Origin of the sequence: Streptacidiphilus albus JL83, from assembly GCF_000744705.1 — a bacterium.
GTDB lineage: Bacteria > Actinomycetota > Actinomycetes > Streptomycetales > Streptomycetaceae > Streptacidiphilus > Streptacidiphilus albus.
Genome location: NZ_JQML01000001.1, coordinates 6638283 through 6664100 on the forward strand (window position 1 = coordinate 6638283; position 25818 = coordinate 6664100).

The 25818-nt window shown below is 71.7% G+C and carries 26 protein-coding genes; 16 read left to right on the forward strand and 10 right to left on the reverse strand.

Features of this window, described 5'->3' with window-relative positions:
- The first annotated feature begins 60 nt into the window (after positions 1-60).
- Entirely contained in the window at positions 61-1002 is a 942-nt protein-coding gene (locus BS75_RS29060) for a heme o synthase (RefSeq protein WP_034093982.1), read from the forward strand.
- Positions 1003-1092: 90 nt separating this feature from the next.
- Entirely contained in the window at positions 1093-1458 is a 366-nt protein-coding gene (locus tag BS75_RS29065; RefSeq protein ID WP_034090381.1) for a hypothetical protein, read from the forward strand.
- A gap of 73 nt (positions 1459-1531) precedes the next feature.
- Here BS75_RS29065 and BS75_RS29070 read toward each other — a convergent pair whose 3' ends face one another.
- From BS75_RS29070 to BS75_RS29090, 6 genes are all read right to left on the reverse strand, one after another.
- Positions 1532-2500, reverse strand: coding sequence for a COX15/CtaA family protein (locus BS75_RS29070; RefSeq protein WP_034090382.1), 969 nt, complete (start codon positions 2498-2500; stop codon positions 1532-1534).
- A gap of 68 nt (positions 2501-2568) precedes the next feature.
- On the reverse strand, positions 2569-3948 hold the full coding sequence (locus BS75_RS29075) for a glycosyltransferase (RefSeq protein WP_034090383.1): 1380 nt from the start codon (positions 3946-3948) through the stop codon (positions 2569-2571).
- A gap of 168 nt (positions 3949-4116) precedes the next feature.
- Positions 4117-4293 (reverse strand): hypothetical protein, encoded by a 177-nt coding sequence (locus BS75_RS48580; RefSeq protein WP_156164299.1) that lies wholly within the window; start codon positions 4291-4293, stop codon positions 4117-4119.
- A gap of 67 nt (positions 4294-4360) precedes the next feature.
- On the reverse strand, positions 4361-5503 hold the full coding sequence (gene wecB, locus BS75_RS29080) for a non-hydrolyzing UDP-N-acetylglucosamine 2-epimerase (RefSeq protein WP_034090384.1): 1143 nt from the start codon (positions 5501-5503) through the stop codon (positions 4361-4363).
- Between the two features lie 162 nt (positions 5504-5665).
- The gene (locus BS75_RS29085; protein ID WP_042436745.1) at positions 5666-6385 is read right to left on the reverse strand and encodes an ABC transporter permease; all 720 of its coding nucleotides are present in this window, start codon (positions 6383-6385) and stop codon (positions 5666-5668) included.
- 92 nt (positions 6386-6477) lie between these two features.
- The gene (locus BS75_RS29090) at positions 6478-7455 is read right to left on the reverse strand and encodes an ABC transporter ATP-binding protein (RefSeq protein WP_081982684.1); all 978 of its coding nucleotides are present in this window, start codon (positions 7453-7455) and stop codon (positions 6478-6480) included.
- Between the two features lie 179 nt (positions 7456-7634).
- On the opposite strand from BS75_RS29090, the gene BS75_RS29095 reads away from it, so the two are divergent.
- The 12 genes from BS75_RS29095 (at position 7635) to BS75_RS29150 (ending at position 19111) form a co-directional block, all read left to right on the forward strand.
- Complete coding sequence (locus BS75_RS29095) at positions 7635-8414, forward strand: helix-turn-helix transcriptional regulator (protein ID WP_042436525.1); 780 nt, start codon at positions 7635-7637, stop codon at positions 8412-8414.
- On the forward strand, positions 8411-9823 hold the full coding sequence (gene sufB, locus BS75_RS29100; RefSeq protein ID WP_034090386.1) for a Fe-S cluster assembly protein SufB: 1413 nt from the start codon (positions 8411-8413) through the stop codon (positions 9821-9823). Before BS75_RS29095 ends, sufB begins: the two co-directional genes overlap by 4 nt.
- 71 nt (positions 9824-9894) lie before the next feature.
- Positions 9895-11118: a Fe-S cluster assembly protein SufD gene (gene sufD, locus BS75_RS29105; RefSeq protein ID WP_408022560.1), complete on the forward strand. Its 1224-nt coding sequence runs from the start codon at positions 9895-9897 to the stop codon at positions 11116-11118.
- Entirely contained in the window at positions 11115-11450 is a 336-nt protein-coding gene (locus BS75_RS29110; RefSeq protein ID WP_034090388.1) for a non-heme iron oxygenase ferredoxin subunit, read from the forward strand. Before sufD ends, BS75_RS29110 begins: the two co-directional genes overlap by 4 nt.
- Before the next feature lie 4 nt (positions 11451-11454).
- Complete coding sequence (gene sufC / locus BS75_RS29115; RefSeq protein WP_034090389.1) at positions 11455-12219, forward strand: Fe-S cluster assembly ATPase SufC; 765 nt, start codon at positions 11455-11457, stop codon at positions 12217-12219.
- Positions 12216-13496 (forward strand): cysteine desulfurase, encoded by a 1281-nt coding sequence (locus BS75_RS29120; protein ID WP_042436528.1) that lies wholly within the window; start codon positions 12216-12218, stop codon positions 13494-13496. The genes sufC and BS75_RS29120 overlap by 4 nt, the downstream gene beginning before the upstream one ends.
- 24 nt (positions 13497-13520) lie before the next feature.
- On the forward strand, positions 13521-13976 hold the full coding sequence (gene sufU, locus BS75_RS29125) for a Fe-S cluster assembly sulfur transfer protein SufU (protein WP_034090390.1): 456 nt from the start codon (positions 13521-13523) through the stop codon (positions 13974-13976).
- A gap of 95 nt (positions 13977-14071) precedes the next feature.
- The gene (locus tag BS75_RS29130) at positions 14072-14359 is read left to right on the forward strand and encodes a metal-sulfur cluster assembly factor (protein ID WP_042436747.1); all 288 of its coding nucleotides are present in this window, start codon (positions 14072-14074) and stop codon (positions 14357-14359) included.
- A 300-nt stretch (positions 14360-14659) separates the two neighbouring features.
- Positions 14660-16324 (forward strand): hypothetical protein, encoded by a 1665-nt coding sequence (locus tag BS75_RS29135; protein WP_052069770.1) that lies wholly within the window; start codon positions 14660-14662, stop codon positions 16322-16324.
- A gap of 4 nt (positions 16325-16328) precedes the next feature.
- Positions 16329-16832: a GNAT family N-acetyltransferase gene (locus BS75_RS29140; RefSeq protein ID WP_042436532.1), complete on the forward strand. Its 504-nt coding sequence runs from the start codon at positions 16329-16331 to the stop codon at positions 16830-16832.
- A gap of 213 nt (positions 16833-17045) precedes the next feature.
- Entirely contained in the window at positions 17046-17882 is an 837-nt protein-coding gene (locus tag BS75_RS29145; protein WP_042436535.1) for a putative protein N(5)-glutamine methyltransferase, read from the forward strand.
- Between the two features lie 86 nt (positions 17883-17968).
- The gene (locus BS75_RS29150) at positions 17969-19111 is read left to right on the forward strand and encodes a hypothetical protein (RefSeq protein WP_034090391.1); all 1143 of its coding nucleotides are present in this window, start codon (positions 17969-17971) and stop codon (positions 19109-19111) included.
- Between the two features lie 7 nt (positions 19112-19118).
- Here the strand turns inward: BS75_RS29150 and BS75_RS29155 are convergent, their stop codons facing one another.
- Positions 19119-20744, reverse strand: coding sequence for a PucR family transcriptional regulator (locus BS75_RS29155; protein WP_231607917.1), 1626 nt, complete (start codon positions 20742-20744; stop codon positions 19119-19121).
- A 140-nt stretch (positions 20745-20884) separates the two neighbouring features.
- Here BS75_RS29155 and pruA point away from each other — a divergent pair, with 140 nt between their 5' ends.
- Together pruA and BS75_RS29165 are read left to right on the forward strand one after the other, a co-directional pair.
- Positions 20885-22513 (forward strand): L-glutamate gamma-semialdehyde dehydrogenase, encoded by a 1629-nt coding sequence (gene pruA, locus BS75_RS29160; RefSeq protein ID WP_034093991.1) that lies wholly within the window; start codon positions 20885-20887, stop codon positions 22511-22513.
- Positions 22514-22618: 105 nt separating this feature from the next.
- A complete protein-coding gene (locus BS75_RS29165; RefSeq protein WP_034090392.1) occupies positions 22619-23548 on the forward strand; it encodes a proline dehydrogenase family protein in 930 nt (309 codons plus the stop codon).
- A gap of 157 nt (positions 23549-23705) precedes the next feature.
- On the opposite strand, the gene BS75_RS29170 is transcribed toward BS75_RS29165, so the two are convergent.
- The 3 genes from BS75_RS29170 to BS75_RS29180 all read right to left on the reverse strand — a co-directional run bounded on the left by BS75_RS29170 (position 23706) and on the right by BS75_RS29180 (position 25669).
- The gene (locus tag BS75_RS29170; RefSeq protein ID WP_042436538.1) at positions 23706-24935 is read right to left on the reverse strand and encodes a tyrosine-type recombinase/integrase; all 1230 of its coding nucleotides are present in this window, start codon (positions 24933-24935) and stop codon (positions 23706-23708) included.
- Positions 24936-24966: 31 nt separating this feature from the next.
- Positions 24967-25089, reverse strand: coding sequence for a hypothetical protein (locus BS75_RS51630; RefSeq protein WP_267970408.1), 123 nt, complete (start codon positions 25087-25089; stop codon positions 24967-24969).
- A 172-nt stretch (positions 25090-25261) separates the two neighbouring features.
- Positions 25262-25669: a hypothetical protein gene (locus tag BS75_RS29180; protein WP_042436541.1), complete on the reverse strand. Its 408-nt coding sequence runs from the start codon at positions 25667-25669 to the stop codon at positions 25262-25264.
- Between the last annotated feature and the right edge of the window lie 149 nt (positions 25670-25818).

Sequence of the window (25818 nt, forward strand, 5' to 3'; positions counted from 1 at the left end):
GTGGTACGCGCAGGACCGGTCCGTCCGGTGTCTGCGGATCTCCATCAACCAGGGGTGTTCGTGACCGCCGTCGAATCCCGCCCTGCCGGGCTGGTCAAGGCGAACCCCGGGCACCGGCCGTTCGCGGCCCGTGTCGGGGCTTTCGTCGCACTGACCAAACCGCGGATCATCGAGCTGCTGCTGATCACCACCGTTCCGGTGATGTTCCTCGCCCAGCGCGGGGTGCCCGACCTGCTGCTGGTGCTGGAGGTCGTGTTCGGCGGCTACCTGTCGGCCGGCGGCGCCAACGCGCTGAACATGTACATCGACCGCGACATCGACGCGCTGATGCACCGTACGGAACGGCGGCCGCTGGTCACCGGGATGGTGTCGCCGCGTGAGTGCCTGGTCTTCGGCATCGCGCTCGCGCTCGTCTCGACCGCCTGGTTCGCGCTGCTGGTCAACCCGTTGTCGGCGGGGCTGTCGCTGGCGGCGCTGCTGTTCTACGTCTTCGTCTACACCCTCGGCCTGAAGCGCCGCACCGCGCAGAACATCGTCTGGGGCGGCATCGCCGGCTGCATGCCGGTGTTCATCGGCTGGGCGGCCGTGACCGACTCACTGGCCTGGTCGCCGGTGGTGCTGTTCCTGGTCATCTTCTTCTGGACGCCGCCGCACTACTGGCCGCTGTCGATGAAGGTGAAGGACGACTACGCCAACGCCGGGGTGCCGATGCTGCCGGTGATCGCCACCAACGAGGCCGTGGCCAAGCAGATCGTCGCCTACAGCTGGGTCATGGTGGCGGTCTCGCTGGCGCTGTGGCCGCTGGGCCACACCAGTTGGCTCTACCCGGTGACGGCGGTGCTGCTGGGCGCGTTCTGGCTGCGCGAGGCGCACGGGCTGCTGTCCCGCGCCAAGGCCGGGGTGGTCGGCGCGGCGCTGAAGGAGATGCGGCTGTTCCACTGGTCGATCACCTATCTGACGCTGCTCTTCGTCGAGATCGCGATCGACCCCTTCCTCAAGTAGTCCCCTCTTCCTCCGTCAGCGCCCCGATGTGCCACGCGGCACACCGGGGCGCTGTCGTCAGCGGGCCTACCGCTGGGTAGCATCGGCCGCATGAGCGAAGAGACCACCACCCCCGCCGCCGCCTCCGCCCTCAGCGGTTCGGACGAGCGCCGGGCGCAGCGCATCGCCAAGCACGTCCGGGCCTTCGCCACGGCCCACGGCGGCAGCGCCGACGGCGTCGTGGAGCACGTCGGCCGGATCTCCACCCGGATCGTCCTGGTCGGCGCCGACGGCGAGTGGGGCGACCAGGTCGCGCCGAACCGGGCCGTGGCGGACCGCGCGGTGGAGCTCTCCGGGATCACCCGGCACGACGAGTTCGACCCGGAGATCGGCCTGCGGATGCGCACCGGCTCCTACGAGTGGAAGCGGATGGCCGGGATCCAGATCGGCGGCAGCCAGCCGCGGACGGCCGCCTGAGCGGAACCAGAAGGGTGAGGGGCGGGCGCCGATGGCGCCCGCCCCTCACCCTTCTGGTACGTGTGCCGACGCGTCAGACGGCGGCCAGGTCGGCGACGCTCTCGATGCCGGCCGGGCGTTCGAGCTCGCCCTCGGCCGGGCGGATCCGCAGCGAGAGGTGCAGCCGCAGCACCGAGACCCAGACCAGCGCGGCGCCGAGCATGTGGAAGCCGACGATCAGCTCGGGCAGGCCGGTGAAGAACTGGACGAAGCCGATCAGCGCCTGCGAGAGCAGGACCACCAGGAACTCGCGGGAGCGCCTGCGCGGCTCGGCGGGGGCGTCCACGGCCAGCAGGACGAAGATCATTGCCAGTGACAGGCCGATGGTGACCATCGCGAAGTCGGCGTGGAACTGGGTCACCTTCTCCCAGTTGAACGGCATCCGCTTGACCGAGGTGCCGTCGCCCGAGTGCGGCCCGGTACCGGTGGCCAGGGTGCCGGCCGCGATCAGCAGCGCGGTGACGACGATGATCAGCCGGGACAGGTGCTGCACCGGCTTGCCGACCGTGCGCACCGGTTCGCCGTCTCCCTCGCGGGTGCGCTGCCACATCGCCAGCGCGACCATGATCAGCACCGGCGACACCAGGAAGTGCACCGCCACCACGAACGGGTTGAGGTGCGACAGCACCGTGATCCCACCGAGGACGGCGTCCACCATGATGATCCAGAACTGGGCCCAGCCCAGCCGGGAGACGCTGCGCCGCCAGGGCTTGCCGCAGCGCGCGGTGATGATCGAGAGGCCGACCAGCACACAGATGACGTCGGTGAGCATCCGGTTGCTGAACTCGATGATGCCGTGGACGCCCATCGCCGCCGTGGGCGCGAGGTCGCCCCCACCGCAGGTGGGCCAGGTCGGGCAGCCCAGCCCGGAGCTGGTGAGCCGGACCGCGCCACCGGTGACGACGATCAGCACGCTCGCGACGAGGGTGGCGAAGGCCGTCCAGCGGATCACCCGGTCGGAGACGGTGACGCGCTCGGCGAGGAGAGAGAAGGGGGTACGCACGGATTCATCGTAGATTGCGGCTCTGCGGATCTTTGTCGCGGGGCCGCGGGTCGACGCCGCGTCGCAGCTCAGGCCTCCTTGGCGACCGGGCCGGTGATCGCGCGCTCGGCGTTGCGGCGGGTCTTGGCCCAGCCGTTGCGGCCGGTGACGATCCGGGCGACGGCGCGCCAGGAGACCACGTACAGCGAGACCAGGTAGACCGGGTACATCAGGCCCCAGCCGATGGCCTGCCAGAATCCGGCCTCCGGCTCGCACTTGCGCCGGTAGATCGGGCCCCAGATGACGAACTGGCCGAAGGCCATCGCCAGGTAGAGCGCCAGGCCGCGCCAGCCGCCGGAGGCGATGTAGTGCGCGGCGACGTCGGGGTGGCGGGCGTAGGAGAGCAGCAGCGCGATCATCGGGATCGGGTAGAGCAGCGCGCCCAGCAGCTGCAGCCAGGGCTGGACCAGGAAGAAGGTCAGCTCCAGGAAGCCGAGGTTGGGTATCAGGTCGGAGCGCCAGACCGCGCCGATGTAGCGGAGGCACTGCATCACCCCCTGGGCCCAGCGGGTGCGCTGGGTCAGGAACCGCTTGGTGTCGAACAGGGCCTCCTGCTCGACGTAGGTGTCGGCGCAGAAGCTGTTGATCCAGCCGGCCAGCAGCAGGTGCATGCCGAGCTCGAAGTCCTCCAGCAGCCGTCCGGTCCACGGGCGGCCGCGCTCGACCGCCAGGTCGTCCAGCGCGCTGAGCCGGGCGAACTGGCCGTTGCCGCCGAGGCAGACGCTGCGGGAGGTCTTCCGGGCGTGCTGGAGCGCGGCCACCGGGGCCCGGAACTCCAGGTCCTGCATCCGGATCAGCAGCCGGGCGTAGAGGTTGCGGATCCGGCCGCCGTCGGGCGCCGGGCGGCGCTCGACCCGGTTCATCATCCGCACCTCGATCTGCACCCCGCCGACCTCCGGGCGGCCGAGGAAGCGGCGGGCCGCGACGTAGTCGAGGCAGCCGGGCTCGGGGCGGCCGTCGGCGTCGAAGACCCCGACGATCGTGCGGTTGCGGTCGGCGTGCTGCGGCAGCCAGGCGTGGAGGGCCCGGTAGGCGGCGTTCAGCGCCTCGCCCTTGCCCTGCCGGGCCTCCGGCCGGCGGCGCTGCACCAGGTGGATGCCCCGGTCGTGCTGGGCGGCCCAGCGCACGATGGCGCCGGTCTCGTCCTCGGAGTCGTCGTCGATCACCCAGATGTGCGCCGTCGGGCAGGCGGTGCGCAGGTACTGCAGGGTCTGCCCGATCACCGCCTCCTCGTCGCGGCAGGGGACGAAGAGGTGCCAGTCGTAGTCGCCGGCCCGGCCGGGCCGGCGGGTGCGGCGCACCAGCAGCGGCAGCACCAGGCCGACCAGGTAGAGCGGGAAGAGCAGGCTGAGGACCAGTGATATCTGGGACACCAGGGCGAGCACGCCGGAGGAGGCAGGGGTGTTCATGGGCTCGGTCTTCCAGGGGGCTCGAACCGGCGGCGCGGGCGCGGGGCGGGGGTGGCGGGAACGCGGGGAGCAGCGGGTGCGGGTCCGACCGGCGGTGCGGTCGGACCCGTGCGCGGTCCGGCACGGGGCCCGGAGTACTGGTCGGGCGGGCCGCGCCGGTGCGCCGACTCAGCGCTTGGCGCGGGCCACCCGGGCCGAACGCATCATCAGCAGGCCGGCCATGACCATGGCGACGGCCAGCACGGTGATGGCGACGCCGGGCAGTCCGAAGCCGGTGTCGGCCAGCTGCGCGCCGCCGAGGACGGCTCCGGCGCCGACGGCGCCCTTGCCTGCGGTTCCGTACATGGGACTCCTTTCGTTGGTTCTGGTGGTGACAGGTGCGGTCCCGGGACCCGGGCGCACGACCGTGTGCTCAGCCGTCGGCGGCGAGCGGCCCGTCGGGGACCGGCAGCCGGTCGGCCAGCGCCCGGGCGATGCCGCTGATCCGGGCCGAGGCGCTGCCGTCGCCGTAGGGGGAGGGCGTCCCGGCGAGCCGGCCCGCCAGGTCCGGGTCGGCCAGCAGCCGGTTGGCGGTGGCCAGCAGTTCGGCGCCGGGCTCGACCAGGTGGGCGAAGCCGGCGCTGACCGCCTCGGGCCGCTCGGTGCTGGTGCGGACGACCAGGAGCGGCTTCTTCAGCACGGTGGCCTCCTCCTGGATCCCGCCGGAGTCGGAGACCAGCAGCCGGGCGCGCTGCGCCAGGGCGAGGAAGAGCGGATGGTCCACCGGCTCGATCCGGTGCAGCCGCCGGGCGGCCGGCTCCAGGCCGAACTCCTTGATCCGGGCCCGGGTGCGCGGGTGCAGCGGCAGCACGACCGGGAGTTCCAGCGCGGCGAGCGACTCCAGGGTCGCGGCCAGCCGGACCGGGTCGTCGGCGTTCTCCGGCCGGTGGAAGGTGGCGAGCACGTACTCGGCGGGCAGCTCGAACGGTGCGAGCAGGGCGTCCAGCCGGTCCGGTGCGGGCAGCGAGCGGTGGGTGGCCTCGACCACGGTGTTGCCGGTGATCCGGATCCGCTCGGGGGCGGTGCCCTCGGCGAGCAGGTTGGCGGCGGCCTCCGGGGTGGCCGCGCAGTGGATGTCGGCGAGCACGCCGACGATCTGACGGTTGATCTCCTCCGGCATGGACCGGTCCCGGGAGCGCAGACCGGCCTCGACGTGGACCACGGGTATGCCGCAGTAGTGCGCGGCCTGGGCCCCGGCCGAGGTGCTGTTGGTGTCGCCCTGGACGATCACCGCGCGCGGCGGGTCGACGGTGAAGGCGCGGGACAGCTCGGCGGTCAGGGTGCCGACCTGGTGCCCGCGTCCCCAGGGCCCGGTGGCGCCGTCGAGCAGCAGGTGCGGCTCGGGCAGGTCGAAGTTGGCGAAGAAGGCCCCGGAGAGCTCGCTGTCGTAGTGCTGGCCGGTGTGGACGATCCGGGCGCGGTCGGCGAGCTCGGTGATCACGCCGGCCAGTTTGATGATCTCCGGCCGGGTGCCGAGGACGACGGCTATGTCGCGGGCCGCGTTGGTGCGTGACACGGGCTTACGTCCCTGCTCAATGGGTACCGGGGAGCGGCGGCGGAGGGCGGGGGCCGAGCCGGGCCGCAGCAGATGCTAGGCGGAATATGGCGCACCACGACGTGATCCTCGATGATCTGCGGAGAACGTGTTCGATTCGTGATGAAAACGTGTGGGCGCCTGCTACTCCCAGCGGAAGAAGCGCGCGGCGGCGGCCAGGCCGAGGACCGCCCAGACCGCGAGGATGCCCAGGTCCCCCCAGGGCATCGCGGCGCCGTTCTGCAGCACGGTCCGCAGCCCGTCGGAGAGCGCGCTGATCGGCAGCGCCTCCAGCACCGGCCGCACCGCCGAGGGGAACTTCGCCAGCGGCACCACCACCCCGCCGGCCAGCAGCAGCAGCACGAAGACCAGGTTGGCGGCGGCCAGCGTGGCCTCGGCCCGCAGGGTGCCGGCCATCAGCAGGCCGAGCCCGGAGAAGGCGGCGGTGCCCAGCAGCAGGAGCAGCAGCACCGCCAGTGGGTCGCCGTGCGGGTGCCAGCCCAGCGCCAGGGCGATCACCGACAGCAGTGCCACCTGCAGCACCTCGGTCACCAGCACGCTGCCGGTCTTCGCGGTCATCAGCGCCCAGCGCGGCAGCGGGCTCGCGCCCAGCCGCTTGAGCACGCCGTAGCGGCGCTCGAAGCCGGTGGCGATGGCCTGCCCGGTGAACGCGGTGGACATCACGGCCAGTGCCAGCAGGCCGGGGGCGAGGAAGTCGACCCGGGCCCCGGGGCCGGTGGTGGAGACGATGTCGACGGCGCTGAACAGCACCAGCAGCACGCTCGGGATGACCGCGGTGAGCAGCAGCTGCTCACCGTTGCGCAGCAGCATCGAGGTCTCCAGCGCGGTCTGCGCGCGGAGCATCCGGCCGATCGGGGCCGCGCCCGGCGCGGGGGAGTGGTCGGCGCGGGCCCGGTCGGCGCGTGAGAGGTCGGCGCGTGAGAGGTCGGTGGCGGTCATGCGCGCAGGTCCCGTCCGGTCAGTTCGAGGAAGACGTCTTCGAGGGTGTGCCGTTCCACGGCGAGCCGTTCCGGCATCACCCCGGACTGGGCGCACCAGGTGGTGACCGTGGCCAGCAGCTGCGGGTCGACCGCGCCCTCGACCAGGTAGCTGCCGGGGGTTGGCTCGCTCGCCCGGCTGCCCTCGGGCAGTGCCTTGACCAGCGAGGCGAGGTCGAGTCCGGGCCGGGAGCGGAAGCGGACGGTGTTGGCGGCCTCGGCCCGGCAGAGCTCCTCCGGGCTGCCCTCGGCGATCACCCGGCCGCCGTCGACGATGGCGATCCGGTCGGCGAGCTCCTCGGCCTCGTCCATGTGATGGGTGGTCAGCACCACGCTCACGCCGTCGGCGCGCAGGTCGCGGACCAGGTCCCAGGTGGCGTGCCGGGCGTGCGGGTCGAGGCCGGCCGTGGGCTCGTCCAGGAAGACCAGTTCCGGGCGGCCGACCACGGCCATGGCCAGGGCCAGCCGCTGCTGCTGGCCGCCGGAGAGCCGGCGGTAACTGGTCCGGCCGCAGGAGTCGAGGCCGAGCCGGGCGGCCAGGGCGTCCACGTCCAGCGGGTGGGCGTGCAGTTTCGCCGTGTGCCGGAGCATTTCCAGGGCGCGCGCGCCGGGGTAGATGCCGCCGGACTGCAACATCACGCCGATCCGGGGGTGCAGCCGGGCGGCGTCGGCGACCGGGTCGAGGCCCAGTACCCGGACGGTGCCGGCGTCGGGGCGGCGGTAGCCCTCGCAGATCTCGACGGTGGTGGTCTTGCCCGCGCCGTTGGGGCCGAGCACGGCGGTGACCGAGCCCCGCGCCACGGTCAGGTCCAGGCCGTTCACCGCGGTCTTCGCGCCGTAGCGCTTGACCAGGCCGGTGATCCGGACGGCGGCGCCGGCCTCCGGGGAGGCGCCGGCGTCGGGGGAGGCGTCGGCCGCTACGGCTTCGGATTGCATGGGGACGAGTCTACGAAGCGGGGCGGGTGCCGAGGAGCGCGGGTCGGGGCGACCGCCGGGCAAATGATCAAAAGCCCGAATTTACTTAGGCAAGCCTTAGTGATCGACCAGACAGAATCCGCTCCGGCATGAAGTTGTCCGACCGGAATGAATTACGCAACAATGGCGTTGTGAAATACATGCGCGAGAGGAACGAGAGCCAGGAGGCCGCCGTCGCGGCCCCCCACGCCCACGTGCCCTCGCGCGACCGGGTGGCCCGGTCCATTCTCGACCACGGCCCCAGCAGCGCCGCCGACCTGGCCGACCGGCTCGGTCTTACCCAGGCCGCGGTCCGCCGCCACCTCGACTCGCTGCTGGCGGCCGGGCTGGTCAGCGCCCGTGAGCAGAAGGTCTACGGCCATCGCGGCCGGGGCCGTCCGGCCAAGGTCTTCCTGCTCACCGACTCCGGCCGGGACGCCTTCTACCAGGCCTACGACCAGCTCGCGGCGGACGCCCTGCGGTTCCTGGCCGAGTCGGCCGGCGGCGGCGAGGCCGGCCGCGAGGCCCTGGCCGCCTTCGCCCGCGCCCGGCTGGCCCGGGACGCCGACCGCTACCGGGCCGCGCTCGCCGCGACCGAACCCGAGGGTCCGACCGCCACCGAAGCCCTGGCCGGGGCGCTCTCCACCGACGGGTACGCTGCCACGGTGCGGCGCGCGCCCCTCGGCGAGCAGCTCTGCCAGCACCACTGCCCGGTCGCGCACATCGCCGAGCAGTTCCCGCAGTTCTGCGAGGCCGAGACCGAGGTCTTCTCACAGCTGCTCGGCACCCATGTGCAGCGGCTGGCCACCATCGCCCACGGCGACGGGGTCTGCACCACCTTCGTGCCCGCCGCTCCTGCGGCTGCCGGCCCCGTGCCTGCTGTTCCCGTATCCACCCCTGTAGCCGCAACCACCGAAGTCTCCGGGAGGAACCCCGCATGACCACCACCGCTCACCCGGAGCTTGAGGGCCTGGGCACCTACGAATTCGGCTGGTCCGACTCCGACGCGGCCGGCGCCACCGCCAAGCGTGGGCTGTCCGAGGCCGTCGTCCGCGACATCTCCGCCAAGAAGTCCGAGCCCGAGTGGATGCTGAACCTGCGGCTCAAGGGGCTGAAGCTGTTCGCGAAGAAGCCCATGCCGACCTGGGGCTCCGACCTCACCGGCATCGACTTCGACAACATCAAGTACTTCGTGCGGTCGACCGAGAAGCAGGCGGAGTCCTGGGAGGACCTGCCCGAGGACATCAAGAACACCTACGACAAGCTCGGCATCCCGGAGGCGGAGAAGCAGCGCCTGGTCGCCGGTGTCGCCGCCCAGTACGAGTCCGAGGTCGTCTACCACCAGATCCGGGAGGACCTGGAGGAGCAGGGCGTCATCTTCCTCGACACCGACACCGCGCTGAAGACCCACCCGGAGCTCTTCCAGGAGTACTTCGGCACGGTCATCCCGGTCGGCGACAACAAGTTCGCCTCGCTGAACAGCGCGGTGTGGTCCGGCGGCTCGTTCATCTACGTGCCGAAGGGCGTGCACGTCGACATCCCGCTGCAGGCCTACTTCCGGATCAACACCGAGAACATGGGCCAGTTCGAGCGGACGCTGATCATCGTCGACGAGGACGCCTACGTCCACTACGTCGAGGGCTGCACCGCCCCGGTCTACTCCTCGGACTCGCTGCACAGCGCCGTGGTCGAGATCATCGTGAAGAAGGGCGGCCGCTGCCGCTACACGACGATCCAGAACTGGTCGAACAACGTCTACAACCTGGTGACCAAGCGCGCCGTCGCCTACGAGGGCGCGACCATGGAGTGGGTCGACGGCAACATCGGCTCCAAGGTCACCATGAAGTACCCGGCCGTCTACCTGATGGGCGAGCACGCCAAGGGCGAGACGCTGTCGATCGCCTTCGCCGGCGCCGGCCAGCACCAGGACGCCGGGGCCAAGATGGTGCACATGGCGCCGAACACCTCGTCCAACATCATCTCCAAGTCGGTGGCGCGGGGCGGCGGCCGCACCTCGTACCGCGGCCTGATCGAGATCGGCGAGGGCTCGAAGGGCGCGAAGTCCAACGTCCTCTGCGACGCGCTGCTGGTCGACACCATCTCCCGCTCGGACACCTACCCCTACGTCGACGTCCGCGAGGACGACGTCTCCATGGGCCACGAGGCGACGGTGTCCAAGGTCAGCGAGGACCAGCTGTTCTACCTGATGAGCCGGGGCATGACCGAGTTCGAGGCGATGGCGATGATCGTCCGCGGCTTCGTCGAGCCGATCGCCAAGGAGCTCCCGATGGAGTACGCCCTGGAGCTCAACCGGCTGATCGAGCTGCAGATGGAGGGCTCCGTCGGCTGACCCGCGCGGCGGCCCCCGGATCCCTCCCCCTTATCCAGAAAGCGAGCAGTACGACAGCTATGGCTGACGTCATGAATACTCCCGGCAGCTCGACCACGGCCGGTTCCATCGAGGTCGGCACCGCCGGCGCCGGCGCGCAGCTCGCCGGCCCCGGCACCGGCCGCGAATCCGTCGCGCACCCGGTGGACGCCCGGCTCGACGCCGTCGCCTCCTTCGACGTGGCGGACTTCGCCGTGCCGAACGGGCGCGAGGAGAACTGGCGCTTCACCCCGCTGAACCGCCTCCGCGGCCTCCACGACGGGACGGCCGAGGCCACCCGCGGGGCGCTCAAGGTCGACGTGAGCGCCCCCGAGGGTGTCACGGTCGAGGCCGTGGACCGGACCGACCCCCGGGTCGGCGCCGCCGGGAAGCCGGTGGACCGGGTCGCGGCCCAGGCGTTCAGCAGCTTCGGCAAGGCCGGGGTGGTCTCCATCCCGCGCGACACCCGGCTGACCGAGCCGGTCCGGATCACCATCCAGGGCCAGGGCGGCACCGCCTACGGCCACCAGGTGATCGAGGTCGGCGCGTTCGCCGAGGCCGTGGTGGTCATCGAGCACACCGGCGACGCCGTGCTCGCGGCCAATGTCGAGTACCTGGTCGGCGACGGCGCCAAGCTGACCGTGGTCTCCATCCAGGACTGGGACGACACCGCCGTCCACGTCGCCCAGCACACCGCGCTGGTCGGCCGGGACGCCTCGTTCAAGTCGGTCGTGGTGACCTTCGGCGGCGACCTGGTCCGGCTGCACCCGCGCGTGGTCTACGGCTCGACCGGCGGCGAGGCCGACCTGTACGGGCTGTACTTCGCCGACGCCGGCCAGCACCTGGAGCACCGGCTCTTCATCGACCACGACACCCCGCACTGCCGCAGCAACGTCGCCTACAAGGGCGCGCTGCAGGGCAAGGACGCGCGCGCGGTGTGGATCGGCGACGTGCTGATCCGGGCCGCGGCCGAGGGCACCGAGACCTACGAGCTCAACCGCAACCTGGTCCTCAGCGACGGGGCGCGGGTCGACTCGGTCCCCAACCTGGAGATCGAGACCGGCGAGATCGTCGGCGCCGGCCACGCCTCGGCGACCGGCCGCTTCGACGACGAGCAGCTGTTCTACCTCCAGGCGCGCGGCATCCCGGCCGACGAGGCCCGGCGCCTGGTCGTCCGCGGCTTCTTCGGCGAGCTGGTGCAGCAGATCGGCCTGCCCGAGCTGCAGGACCGGCTGATCGAGAAGATCGACGCCGAACTGGAGGCCTCGGTCGCATGACGGTCGCAGCCTCGGAAGGCTTCGTGCGGGTCGCCGCCCTCAGCGAGCTGGAGCCGGACACCCCGAAGCGGGTCGTGGTCGGGGCGGTCCCGGTGTCGCTGGTGCGCACCGGGGGCGAGGTCTTCGCGATCAACGACATCTGCTCGCACGCCAACGTCTCCCTCTCCGAGGGCGAGGTGGACGACTGCTCCATCGAGTGCTGGCTGCACGGGTCGAGCTTCGACCTGCGCACCGGCAAGCCCTCCGGCCTGCCGGCCACCCGTCCCGTTCCCGTGTACCCCGTAAAGATCGAAGGGGACGATGTGCTCGTCTCCGTCACCCAGGAGTCCTGAGCCCATGGCAACCCTTGAAATCCACGACCTGCACGTCACCGTCGAGACGGAGAACGGCCCGCGGGAGATCCTCAGCGGCGTCGACCTGACGGTCAAGCAGGGCGAGACCCACGCCATCATGGGGCCCAACGGTTCCGGCAAGACCACCCTCGCCTACTCCATCGCGGGCCACCCCAAGTACACGATCACCAAGGGCACGGTCACCCTCGACGGCGAGGACGTGCTGGCGATGACCGTCGACGAGCGCGCCCGGGCCGGGGTCTTCCTGGCCATGCAGTACCCGGTCGAGATCCCCGGCGTGTCGATCTCCAACTTCCTCCGGACCTCGGCCACCGCGGTCCGCGGCGAGGCGCCCAAGCTGCGCACCTGGGTCAAGGAGGTCAAGTCCGCGATGGCCGAGCTCCAGATGGACCCGGCCTTCGCCGAGCGCAACGTCAACGAGGGCTTCTCCGGCGGCGAGAAGAAGCGCCACGAGATCCTGCAGATGGAGCTGCTCAAGCCGAAGGTCGCGATCCTCGACGAGACCGACTCCGGCCTGGACGTCGACGCGCTGCGGGTGGTCTCCGAGGGCGTCAACCGGGTCCGCGCCACCGGCGAGGTCGGCACCCTGCTGATCACCCACTACACCCGGATCCTCCGCTACATCAAGCCCGACTACGTGCACGTCTTCGCGGCGGGCAAGATCGTCAAGTCCGGTGGCCCCGAGCTGGCCGACGAGCTGGAGAACGAGGGCTACGAGAAGTACGTGAAGGGCGGCGCAGCAGCGTGACCGATACTTTCCGTTCCGGCAGCGGCAGCGGCAGCGGCGTCTTCGACGTCGAGGCGATCCGCAAGGACTTCCCGATCCTGCAGCGGGTGCTGCACGACGACAAGCCCCTGGTCTACCTGGACAACGCGGCGACCTCGCAGAAGCCCCGGCAGGTGCTGGACGCGATGAACGCGTACTACGAGCGCCACAACGCCAACGTCCACCGCGGGGTGCACACCCTCGCGGAGGAGGCCACGGCGCTGTACGAGGGCGCCCGTGACAAGGTCGCGTCCTTCGTCAACGCCCCCAGCCGGGACGAGGTGATCTTCACCAAGAACGCCTCGGAGTCGCTCAACCTGGTCGCCAACATGCTGGGCTGGGCCGACGAGCCGTACCGGGTCGGCCCGGACACCGAGATCGTGATCACGGAGATGGAGCACCACTCCAACATCGTGCCGTGGCAGCTGCTGGCGCAGCGCACCGGCGCGAAGCTGAAGTGGTTCGGACTGACCGACGAGGGCCGGCTCGACCTCTCCAACATCGACGAGATCATCACCGAGAAGACCAAGGTCGTCTCGTTCGTGCTGGTGTCGAACATCCTCGGCACGGTCAACCCGGTCGAGGCGATCGTCCGGCGCGCGCAGGACGTCGGCGCGCTGGTGGTCATCGACGCCTCGCAGGCCGCCCCGCACATGGTGCTGGACGTGCAGGCGCTGGAGGCCGACTTCGTCGCCTTCACCGGCCACAAGATGCTGGCCCCGACCGGCATCGGCGTGCTCTGGGGCCGCCAGGAGCTGCTGGAGGACCTCCCGCCGTTCCTGGGCGGCGGCGAGATGATCGAGACCGTGTCGATGAGCTCGTCCACCTACGCCCCCGCGCCGCACAAGTTCGAGGCCGGCACCCCGCCGATCTCGCAGGCCATCGGCCTGGGCGCGGCCATCGACTACCTCTCGGCCGTCGGCATGGACGCCGTCGCCGCGCACGAGCACCGGATCACCGGCTATGCGATCGAGCGGCTGCTGGAGGTGCCCGAGCTGAAGATCATCGGCCCGGCCACCGCCGAGGGCCGGGGCGCGGCGATCTCGTTCACACTGGGTGACATCCACCCGCACGACGTCGGCCAGGTGCTGGACGAGCAGGGCATCGCGGTCCGGGTCGGGCACCACTGCGCCCGGCCGGTCTGCCTGCGCTACGGAATTCCGGCGACCACCCGGGCGTCGTTCTACCTGTACTCGACCGAGGCGGAGGTGGACAGTCTGATTGCCGGGCTGCACCACGTCCGGGACTTCTTCGGCTGACGGACTGGGAGGAGGAGCGACGCGATGAAGATGGACTCGATGTACCAGGAGATCATCCTGGACCACTACAAGCACCCGCACGGCAAGGGCCTTCGGGCCGGTGACGCCGAGGTGCACCACGTCAACCCGACCTGTGGGGACGAGATCACCCTGCGGGTCCGGCTGGACGGCAGCACCGTCGCGGACGTCTCGTACGACTCGCAGGGCTGCTCGATCAGCCAGGCCAGCGCGTCGGTGCTGAACGACCTGCTGGTCGGCAAGACGGTCGGCGAGGCGCAGCAGATCCAGGAGGCCTTCCTGGAACTGATGCAGAGCAAGGGGCAGGCCGAGGGCGACGAGGAGGTGCTGGAGGACGCCATCGCGTTCGCGGGCGTCTCCAAGTACCCGGCCCGGGTCAAGTGCGCCCTGCTCAGCTGGATGGCCTGGAAGGACGCCACCGCCCAGGCGCTGGCCGACACCCCTGTGAAGGAGAGCGCATGAGCGAGACGACTGCCGAGCCCGCCGCCGAGACGGCAGCGGACGGCGCGAGCACGTTCGTCGGGACGACCGCCGGAACGGTGGCCGTGGACGACCTGATGGAGGCCCTGCTGGACGTGGTCGACCCCGAACTGGGCATCGACGTGGTCAACCTGGGCCTGATCTACGGCGTCCACATCGACGAGTCGGACGTGGCCACCATCGACATGACGCTGACCTCGGCGGCCTGCCCGCTGACCGACGTCATCGAGGACCAGGCCCGTACCGCCACCGACGGGCTGGTCCAGGACCTGCGGATCAACTGGGTCTGGATGCCGCCGTGGGGCCCGGACAAGATCACCCCCGACGGCCGCGACCAGCTGCGGGCCCTGGGCTTCAACGTCTGAGCGACGTCTGAGCGACGTCCGAGCGACGTCCGAGCGACGTCCGCGGCCGCACGGCTGCCCCCGAGGCCGCCGGGCCGCGATCCGTTCCCTCTGCCGCGTGGATTCATCCCTTGTGGGGATAGATCCACGCGGCAGTGGTACGTCGGCATCCGGTGCGCGACGCTGGAGCGACGCCCCGTCCGGGTGAGCGTGGGCGTCCTGGGAGCGGGTGCGGGATAGTGTCGTCAGATGCGGAGCGTGACGGCGGCTGTCGTCGCCTCCGGTAGAGCTGTCGCGGTACGGATGAGGGAGTGCACGGCCATGGCGGGTTCCAGCCGTAAGAAGAGTGACAACCCGTCGGGTGCAGGCGCGGGTGCGGGTTCGCTCCCGGCCGACTTCGACCTGGAGACGCTGTACGGCGCGGTCGGCGGGCGCGACGAGGCCGAGGAGGAGGACGAGCTGATCATCGTGCCTCCGGTGCGGCTGCTGCCGCGCGAGGAGCTGGCCGCGGCGGCGCTGGGCGTGCCGCTGCTCTCGGCCGCGATCCGGCTGGCGCGCTGGATCACGCCGTTCCGCCCGGTCGACGAGTGGGGCGAGCTGGGCTCGGAGCTGGAGACCCAGGCCGCGATGGACCTGGACCTGGTGCCCGAGGACGGCGACGCCGACGTCGCGCTCGGCAAGGTCGCCGCGGCCTGGGCGCTGGCGGTGGACCTGGAGCTGATCCGGGTCGGCGACGCCGACCCGGCGAGCGGTGAGGGCGAGGGCGAGGTCGCTCGCCCCGGCGCCGAGCTGGAGGTACTGGAGCGCGGCGACACCGACAGCGTGCTGGAGGCATGGGAGACCGCCGCCTCGATCGTCGCCGGGACGGCCGTCGAGGCCGAGATCGACCTGGGCGTCGAGCCGCCGGCCGAGGCCGCCGCCAAGGACCCGGACGAGGAGACCGAGAGCGAGTACGCCGAGCTGGAGGAGGCCCGCGAGGAGACCCAGGGCCTGCTGGACGACGCCCTCCAGGTGCTCTACGAGACCCGTGCCTTCGCCGCCACCGAGGCCGAGCAGACGATTCCGCTGGGCGTCCTGGCCGCGCTGCTGGTGGTCCCGGACGGCCAGGAGCCGGACGCGGAGATGCTGGGCGACATCACCTCGGTGATGGTCACCCTCGACCCGATGCTGCAGGACCTCGCCGACATCGGAATGCTGGAGTACCGCCCGATCGACCCGACCCTCTTCGCCGAGGGCGAGGGCGAGGGCGAGGAGGAGGAGCCCGGCCCGGACACCGCCGTCCCCGAGGTCGACGCCGAGCAGGCCGCCCGCTTCGGGCTGGCCCGGCTCACCCCGCTCGGCGTCCACGGCGTCCGGCAGTGGCTGCTGGAGGACGGCTACGACGCGCCGCTGGTCGGGGTGCACGCCCAGGGCGACGCGGCCGAGCTGCTGGAGGGGATCTGCGGCTCCGCCAATGTGCTGCCCGAGGAGGAGATCCGGGAGTGGCTGAGCGGCCGTGAGCCGCTGCTCGCCGCCACCGAGCTGCTGGCAGCCGCGCGCGGCAACGACTTCGTGGCCCCGATCCGGCGGATGTTCTGCGCCCGCGCGCTGGACCACCTCGGCGGCCCGGCCGAGCCCTCCGTCCGCGCGGTGCTGGCCGACCCGGAGCTGGGCGGCCTGGCCACCGCGTGGCTGACGGCCCAGGGCGCGACCGGTCTGCCGGAGCTCAGCCCGGACGTCCGGCTGTGGAACACCATCGACACGGTCGCCGCGCACCTCATCGACTCGGCCGAGCGGGAGCAGGTCTTCCGCGAGCTGGTGGTCGAGGTGACCGGGGGACGCCCGAGCACGGCCCTCTTCGCCGAGCTCTGGCGGGTCGACCACCCGTACACCACGGCCGTGCTGGACGCGATCGGCGAGGTCCACCCGGACAAGGCCACCGCCAAGGAGGCCCGCAAGGCCGCCTACAAGGCCAGGTCCAAGGCCGGTTCCCAGCAGCAGGGCTGAGGGCGTGGACGCGGTACGGATCCGGCCGGCGACGGTCGCCGACGCGGCGGCCGTCGCCGCGATCCACCGGGACGCGCGGGCGGCGGCCATGCCCTACCTTCCGCTGCAGCGGCGCACCCTGGACGAGGTGACCCGCTGGGTCGCGGAGGTCGTGCTCCGCGAGTCGCGGGTCTGGGTCGCGGTGCGCGCGGCCGACGGCGCGGCTGCGGACGGTGCCGAGGAGGTCATCGGCTACGCCGCGCTGGAGGGGGAGCTGCTCGACAAGCTCTATCTCCGCCCCGACCTGCGCCGCCGGGGCGTCGGCTCGCTGCTCCTCGACGAGCTCGCCCGGCACAGCCCGGGCGGGCTCACCCTCCAGGTCTTCGAACTCAACACCGAGGCCCGCGCCTTCTACCGGCGCCACGGCTTCACCGTCGTCGGGCGCGGCGACGGCAGCGGGAACATGGAGGGACTGCCGGAGCTGACCCTGCGCCGGGAGCCCGCCGGGGAGCCACGTGTGATGCGGTAGTGTGACCGTCGCACCATCGGCTTGAGCTCCATCGGCTCCGGCCCCGGACACACCGTCGTCACGAGCCGCCGAGGCCGTGGCCTCCCCGAGGAGGTGGGACCCGTCAACGCTGGACGCAACCGGGTGCTCGCCCCCTGCGGCCCTCTGACCCGCCGGTCCTGACCGGCTCCGGGTCGGCCGCACGAGCGCCCTTCGGTTTCCCGAGAGGCCCTCATGACCGTCTTTCCGTCTTCCCTTCCGTCCTCCTCCGCTGATCTCGCCGTCGTCTCCAGGCTGCGCGCCGCCGGCTGCGTCTTCGCCGAGGAGGAGGCCCGGCTGCTCGTCGCCGCCGCCGACACCCCCGCCGAGCTCGACGCCATGGTCGAGCGGAGGGTGGTCGGACTACCCCTCGAACATGTCATCGGCTGGGCCGAGTTCTGCGGCCTGCGGGTGTCCGTCGACCCCGGGGTGTTCGTGCCCCGGGTCCGCACCGGCTTCCTGGTCGAACAGGCCCTGACCGCCGCCCGCGGTCTGCCCGAACCGGTCGTGGTGGACCTCTGCTGCGGCTCCGGCGCGGTCGGCGCCGCGCTGCTGGCGGCGCTGGACGGGATCGAGCTCCACGCCGTCGACATAGACCCCGCCGCGGTGCGCTGCGCCCGCCGCAACATCGGCGACGGCGGCCGGGTCCACCAGGGCGACCTGTACCGGCCGCTGCCCGCCGGGCTGCGCGGCCGGGTCGACGTGCTGGTCGCCAACGCTCCCTACGTCCCCACCGACGCCATCGGCCTGCTGCCGGCCGAGGCCCGGATCCACGAGGCCAGGGTGGCACTCGACGGCGGCGCCGACGGGCTGGACATCCAGCGCCGGGTCGCGGCGGCGGCGCTGGACTGGCTCGCCCCCGGCGGGCAGCTGCTGGTGGAGACGAGTGACCGTCAGGCCCCGTACTCGGTGCAGGCGTTCACCGCCGGCGGGCTGACCGCCCGGGTGCTCGCCGACGAGGAGCTGGACGCCACGGTGGTCGTCGGCGGCAGGAGCGGCAGCAGCACGGCGAAAGTCATGCCAACCACATAGTCGACCCGATCGGACCACTGCCTCTGGCCGCTGATGCTCCGTAGGGTGGTCGTAGGGAACCGACCACACCTGGAGGGGACGTCGGCGTGCAGTACGGGAGCGGTAGCTGGGGTTTCGATGACCCGCGTGACATCTGGTACGAACTCGCCCTGGCCGATCTGCGCAGCCTGGGCAGACGCGGCTTCCGGCTCTACGGACCCACCGCGCCGCTGCTGTCCTCGCCCACGCTGGCCTCCTGGGAGCGGCACAACAGCGAACTGGTGCTGGTGGTCCTGGCCCACGGCGAGCACTTCGCCCCCGAGGGGCCCTACGTCCAGGTGCAGACCGCCTCGGCGGCGGCCGGACAGCGCTCGTCCTCGTTGCACGACGTCATCGAGGACGAGCGCGACCGGCTCTACGAGCACGCCGGGATCGACGAGGGCGAGTACCGGGACCTGCCGGTGGAGTCCGAGCCCTGGTTCACCATCGACGGGATCCCGGTCCGGGCCGCGCTGCGGGTCGAGGGCAGGCTGTGGGCCGCCCGGCTGAGCCTGGGCGGTCCGGACTGCCCGCTGCTCAGCCGCGGCGGCGAGCCGGTGACGCTCACCGTGACCGGGCGCGGGGTCGCCCCGGACCGGGTCGGGCTGCGCACCGTCGAGGACCTGGAGCCCTATGCGGTGGGGCGGCAGGAACGGTTGGCCGCGCTGGCGGCGCGCCGCTCCCAGCGCCGGGGGCCGAGTGGGCCGGAGCAGCCGGAGCCGGTCGGTCTCGACGCCCACCGGCGGCTGGTGGAGTACTCGGTGCAGCATGCGCTGCGGGTCGAGGCGGCGCTGGAGTCGGGGCATCCGCCGCGCGAGCCGCGCTCCGGCCGCGAGGACGACTCGGCGCTGTGGGAGAGCGCGGTGCGGCAGCAGATGCGGCTGGCCGGGGAGGAGCGCGCGGCGGCCAACGACGCGGTGACCGCGCTGGTCAACCAGATGGTGCAGCTCGCCCGGCGGGTGGACTGGTTCCCCGGCTCGCCGGACGCCAGGGCGGCGGTGGAGGAGAGCATCCGCTACACGGTCTTCGACAGCGAGGTCGCCAGCGTGGACGCCCAACGGGCCTGGCGCGCCCAGTGGTCCCGGCACGACTTCCCCTCCGACCGCCGCGGCCCCGACCGGCGCGAACGGCAGGAGCAGCAGATCGAGGCGGACGCGCAGTGGCTGGGGCTGTGGCAGAACTGGCGGGAACGGCTGGCGGCGGGCGGCTGACGCCGGATCAGTCCGGCGGCAGCCGCAGCTGGAGCATGGCCAGCAGCCGTTGCTCGGGGCGGCCCAGGTCGAGACCGGTGAGCTGCTCCGCGCGGCGGACCCGGTAGCGCAGGGTGTTGGGGTGGATGTGCAGCCCCTCCGCCGCCGCCCGGACGTCGCCGAAGGCGTCCAGCCAGGCGAGCACGGACTCGGTCAACTGCCGGTTGTCGCGCGCCAACCGGGTCAGCCGGGGGTCGCGGACGGCGGGGTTGGCGGCGAGCAGCACCAGGGTCTCGCCGACCAGGACCTCGGCCAGGACCTCCGGCAGCGCCGCCACCTCGGCGTCGACCCGGCCCGCGGCCATCGCGTCCAGCACCCGGTCAGCCTCGTGCCGGGAGGCGGGGGCGGCCTCCAGGCCGGCCACCACCCGGCCGACCGCGCCGCGCAGCCGGGTGTCCAGGTGGCGGCGGGCGGTCTCGGTGATCTCCTGGGCCCAGCCGAGCAGCGCGGTCGGGGCGAGGCCGCGCGGCAGGTCGGGCAGCAGCACGTAGACCCGGTCGCCGATGGGGGTGACCAGGGCGTTGCGGTGCCGGGCGGCGGCATGGACCGAGACCAGGCCGATGGTCTCGCCGCGCGCCGGATCCATCGACCCGGGCAGGCTGAAGCCCAGCACCGCAGCCGGCCTGGTCAGGCCGAGGTTGAGGTGACCGGCCAGCGACTGGGGCCCGGTGGCGCCGTCCAGCAGGCCGGTCAGCAGGGTCCGGGTGAGCCGGAGGTCGGCGTCGGGTTCCCGGCGGGGGCGGACCAGGTGCAGCGCGGCGACCCGGGCCGCGCCGAGCAGCGTCTGGTCGGCGCGTTCGGCCAGCGGGGTGGAGCCCTCCTGGACCCAGATGGTGCCCAGCTGCCGGTCGCCGGAGCGGATGCCGATGGCGAGCCGGCGGCGCAGCCCGAGATCCGGGTGCGCGTCGATCGCCACCACCGCGTCCGAGCTGCGCAGTTGCTGGAAGACGCCCCAGCCGCGCAGCGCGGCGAGGTAGGGCTCCGGGCCCTGCCAGCCGAGGATGGTGAGCCGCCGCAGGTCGTCGACCTCGTCGGAGTCGGCGGAGCGCGAGTAGGCGAGGACCCGGTTGGCGGTGTCCTCGATGGAGACGATGCCGCCGGTGAGCACGGCCGTGGTCTGTGCCAGGGCGAAGAGGTCGCCCTCGTCCGGCCCCTCGCCGGGCCGACTGGGCTGGACGCTGCCGAGGACGGCGCGGGCCAGCGCGTCCAGGTGCCCCCAGCGGACCAGCGGGCCGACGGACAGCAGCGCGATCCCGGCCTCCTCGGCGGCCTCCCGCAGCGGGCCGGTGGCGGCAGGGCCGTCCTGGCCCTTGACCGCGACCGCGGCGGCGCCGTCCCGGCCGGCGGCGCGCAGCACCGGGAGCGCGGCGCGGCCCCGGACGCCGAGGGCGAGCACCAGGTCGCCGGGCCTGGCCGCCGGGGGCTCCTCGGGGTCGGTCAGCGCGATCCCGCCGACCTGGACGTCCAGCCCGGCCGGCGCGCACTGGAGTTCCACCACCGGCTCGCCCAGTGACATCAGCAGGTGCCGGAGGGTCACCCCGCGCGCGGTGGGCTCGCCGTAGCCGGGCTCGCCGCCGGGCGGTTCTGTACTCATGGTGGCCCTCGGGGTTGGCCGGTCGGACAGGAGTGTGCTCAAGATGTTAGTCGGTCGGACAAATACGCCGGGCCGGGCGCGGCCCTAACGTCGAGGTGACGCCAGACCCACGAACGTCGACACCGAGGAGAGCGCACGTGTTGGATGCTGTGACCCGGATTCCCGCACCGGTGAACGAGCCGGTGCACAGCTATGCACCGGGCAGCCCGGAGCGTGCGCGACTGGAGGCCGAGCTGAAGCGCCTCGGCGGACAGGAACCGGTCGAGCTGACCATGGCCATCGACGGCGAGCGCCGCCTGGGCCGGGGCGAGCCGATCGACGTGGTCCAGCCGCACCGGCACGCGGCCGTACTCGGCACCATGCGCAACGCCACCCGCGAGGACGCCGAGGAGGCCGTGCAGGCCGCCCTCGCCGCCGCCCCCGCCTGGCGGGCGCTCTCCTTCGACGACCGGGCCGCGATCTTCCTCAAGGCCGCCGACCTGCTGGCCGGCCCCTGGCGCGAGACCCTGGCCGCCGCCACCATGCTCGGCCAGTCGAAGACCGCCCAGCAGGCCGAGATCGACACCCCCTGCGAGCTGGTCGACTTCTGGCGCTTCAACGTCCACTTCGCCCGGGAGATCCTGGCCGAGCAGCCGGAGTCCTCGCCGGGCGTCTGGAACCGCAGCGACCACCGGCCGCTGGAGGGCTTCGTCTACGCGATCACGCCCTTCAACTTCACCGCGATCGCCGGCAACCTGCCGACCGCGCCCGCGCTGATGGGCAACACCGTGGTCTGGAAGCCGTCCCCGACCCAGCAGTTCGCGGCGCACCTGCTGATGGACCTGCTGGAGGAGGCCGGGCTGCCGGCCGGTGTGATCAACATGGTGACCGGCGACGGCCTGGCCGTCTCCGAGGTCGCGCTGCACCACCGCGACCTGGCCGGCATCCACTTCACCGGCTCCACCGCGACCTTCCAGCACCTGTGGCGCACGGTCGGCGAGAACATCACGAACTACCGCAGCTACCCGCGCCTGGTCGGCGAGACCGGCGGCAAGGACTTCCTGGTCGCCCACCCCTCGGCCGACCCGGCGGCGCTGCGCACCCTGCTGACCCGGGGCGCCTTCGAGTACCAGGGCCAGAAGTGCTCGGCGCTGTCCCGCGCCTACATCCCCGCCTCGCTCTGGGCGGAGATCAAGGACGGCCTCCGGGACGAGGTGCAGGGGCTCACCATGGGCGACGTCACCGACCTCGGCAACTTCCTCAGCGCCGTCATCGACGCCCGGGCCTTCGCTAAGAACAAGGCCGCGCTCGACCGCGCGGCGGCCGACCCGCAGGTGGAGGTGCTGGCCGGCGGCGGCTACGACGACTCGGTCGGCTACTTCGTCCGGCCTACCGTGCTGGTCTGCGCGGACCCGACGGCCGAGTACTTCCGGGACGAGTACTTCGGCCCGATCCTCTCCGTCCACGTCTTCGACGACGCCCGGTACGAGGAGGTGCTGGACCTGGTCGACTCGGCCTCCGGCTACGCGCTGACCGGCTCGGTGATCGCCCGGGACCGGGCCGTGATCGCGTCGACCATGGAGCGGCTGCGCTTCACGGCCGGCAACTTCTACATCAACGACAAGCCGACCGGCGCCGTCGTCGGCCAGCAGCCCTTCGGCGGCGGTCGCGCCTCCGGGACCAATGACAAGGCCGGCTCGGCGCAGAACCTGCTGCGCTGGACGTCGACCCGCTCCATCAAGGAGACCTTCGTCCCGCCGACCGACTACCGGTACCCGCACCAGGGCTGACGTCCCGTCGGTCCGACCCGGGCGCCGCGCCCCCAGCCCCCGGGGGCGCGGCGCCCACCCCCACCCCCACCTGCCCGCGCCCCGCGCCCCTGCCCAGGAGTGCACATGCTCCGTACCACTCTGCTCGCCGCCTCCCGCGCCCCGCGGGTCCGCCAGGTCATCGAGAAGCTTCCGCCCACCCGCGCCATCGTCCAGCGCTTCGTCGCCGGCGACCAGCTGGAGGACGCGGTCGCGGTCACCGACGCGCTGGTCGGCGGCGGGCGCCGGATCACCCTCGACCACCTCGGTGAGGACACCCGGGACGCCGCCCAGGCCGCCGACACCGCCGCCGCCTATGAGAAGCTGCTGGCCGCGCTCAAGGAGACCGGGCTCGCCGAGCGCGCCGAGGTCTCGGTGAAGCTCTCCGCGGTGGGGCAGTTCCTGCCCGCGGACGGCGCCCGGATCGCGCTGGACAACGCCCGCCGCATCTGCGAGGCCGCCGCCGACGCCGGGACCACGGTCACCCTGGACATGGAGGACCACACCACCACCGACTCCACCCTCGGCATCGCCCGCGAGCTGCGCGCGGACTTCCCCTGGCTGGGCGTGGTGCTCCAGGCCTACCTGCACCGCACCGAGGCCGACTGCGCGGACCTGTCGAGTGCCGGCTCCCGGGTCCGGCTGTGCAAGGGCGCCTACCAGGAGCCCGCGTCGGTCGCCTTCCAGGGCAAGCGCGACGTCGACCTCTCCTACGTGCGCTGCCTCAAGGTGCTGATGGCCGGCGAGGGCTACCCGATGGTCGCCTCGCACGACCCGCGCATGATCCGGATCGCCGGGCAGCTCGCCCAGTGGGAGGGCCGCGGGCTGGACACCTTCGAGTACCAGATGCTGTACGGCATCCGGCCCGAGGAGCAGGAGCGGCTCGTCGACACCGGCGCGACCATGCGGATCTACCTGCCCTACGGCGGCGAGTGGTACGGCTACTTCATGCGCAGGCTGGCCGAGCGCCCGGCCAACCTGGCCTTCTTCCTCCGGGCGCTGGCCACCCGGGACTGAGTCAGTGCTCGAAGGCTACCCGCTTCACCTGCGGGAAGTCCTCAGGTTCTCGGGTCGGCGACTGCGGCAGTGATCATCCGAAGGTCGGACTAGCGAAAGATCCACTCCGGCCTGCGGGTGATCCAAAACGGCCCCGTAGAGCGTACGTAGAGATCCATTACAAGTCCTCTCCGACCCACGCATCCATCGCCGCGCGCCCCTTGTCGCCAGCGCCTGGCATGAAGTGAGTGTAGGTCCGCAGCGTGAAGCCCGGGTCGTCGTGCCCGAGCCACTCGGACAGCGAAATGATGGACTCGCCGGCCTGCAGCTGGACTGAGGCGTAGGTGTGCCGGGCGATGTGGAAACCCCACTCGCGCGTACCCGGCCATGCTCCGCGGTGGTGCGTCGTAGACCGAGCCTGGGGGGGAATCACCCCAGCACGGGCCAGCGCCGGCTTCCATGAGTCGAGGTCCCAGCTGGACCCGTCGACCGGGTTCCTGAACCTCGTCGACACCAGCAGGCGCACGGTGGTCACCTTGGAGGCGCCGCCTTCGCCCATCCAGGGCAGCTCCTTTTCGAGCGGCAGATGCTTCTCGCTGTACTCCAGCAGCCGCTTCAGCAGGCCGGGCGACAGGGGAACGTCGCGCTCCTTGTCGCCCTTGGGGAGCTTCAGGTACGCCTTGGCGTTGTCGCGCTGCAGCTGTCGGCGAATGTGCAGGACACCGGCCGCCTCGTCGATGTCGTCAGGGGAGAAGCCCAGGACCTCGCCCTGTCGGAGGCCGGCGGCGATTCCCAGGTCCAGCACGATACGGTCCCGCTCGCGGAGCTCCTGGCGGACAGCCTGGGCCTGTGCGGCGGTGAACGCTCGGGCCTTCTTATCGGGCTTCTTGGGCTTGATCCCGCGAGTGGCACATGGGTTCTTCGGGATCCTGCCTCCGATCACGGCCGCGTTGAGGATCGCCGAGAGGTAGGAGTAGACCAGGCGAGAGGTGCTGACCGCCAGGCTCTTCCGGATGGTGGCGAGCCATATGCGGACCTGCTCGTCCTTGATCTCGTTGAGCGGTCGGTGGCCGAGCAGAGGGATGATGTGCTTGTTGATCTTGCCGAGCATGCTCCGTTGGGTGCCGACCGCCACTGTCACGCCGGGCCAGTACACCGTCTCGAAGTAGTCCCGGAGCAGTATCGCCCCGAGCTCAGGGTCGACGAACACGCCTCGCCTGGCATCCGTCTGTGCGGCAGCCAGCCAGGCCTTCGCGTCAGCCAGGGCCTTGAATGACTCGTCCTTGACCCCGGGGATGCCGCAGACCCGGTACCTCAGGCCCTGGTTGACGCGGTCCTTCGGCTTCTTTTTGCCTGTCTTCTTGTCGACATCCTTGTAGTACCAGCGATCTTCGATGTATCCCGGCATCAGCCCCCCTTCCCTGCCGAGCGATCCGAGGTCAGATCGCGGCGGGCTCGTCCTCCCGCAGTTCCGGCGACGCGATCGACACGATCTCCCCGTCCCACAACTGGAACCAGTGGGCCCCGTCCAGCAGCTTCTGCTCAACGAGGGTCAGGTTCATCACTGCCTCTTCGGTGAAGTGGTACGGAGAGCAGTGGTAAACGATCTGGCCTCGTGTCTCGCGGGCCACAATGGGCACATCGCGACCGAGCTCCGGGTCCAGTACGTACACCTTCCTGAGCAAGGTACCCCCCTGTCGACGAGCCGACGCCCGTAGCGTCAGCGTCTGCTGATCACTGACCCTCGTGCTTAACACGTTCGGATGCTTCGATCATCGCCCGGTACTGGCGGACCTCGGCGTCGGTCATGCCTGCCAGGTAGCTCGCGACGACTCGGACGTCATCGGAATAGCCGCTCAGTTCCTTGGCCTCGTACTCCAGGAACTGGCGTGCGGCGGCCCGTTGTACGACGGACAGCGGCTTGCCAAGGGCGACGGCCAGGGCCCGGAGTTGCCAGGGTGCCGGCGCGGACTTGATCAGATTCCTGGCCAGGTTGTTGATCCACGGAGTGCTGAGCTGCTGCTCCGTCTCCGGGTCGATGGCGCGTCGCGCTAGGGAGCGGTAGGAGCTGCCGTCGCCGGCGTTGGCCTCGCGGACCATGGCGGAGAGGTCATCGCGCCGCGGAGCCTCGACGTCGGCCATGCGGTGGCTCTCCTGTCTCGTGCGTATCACCCGCATCTGGCATATGCCCATCTGGTGACGGGTTGCCGCAGGTCAGACGACATGCAGTGTCTCAATCTGCAGACGGATTGTCTACAGAAGCCCATCGTCGACACCCTACGCGCGCTGAA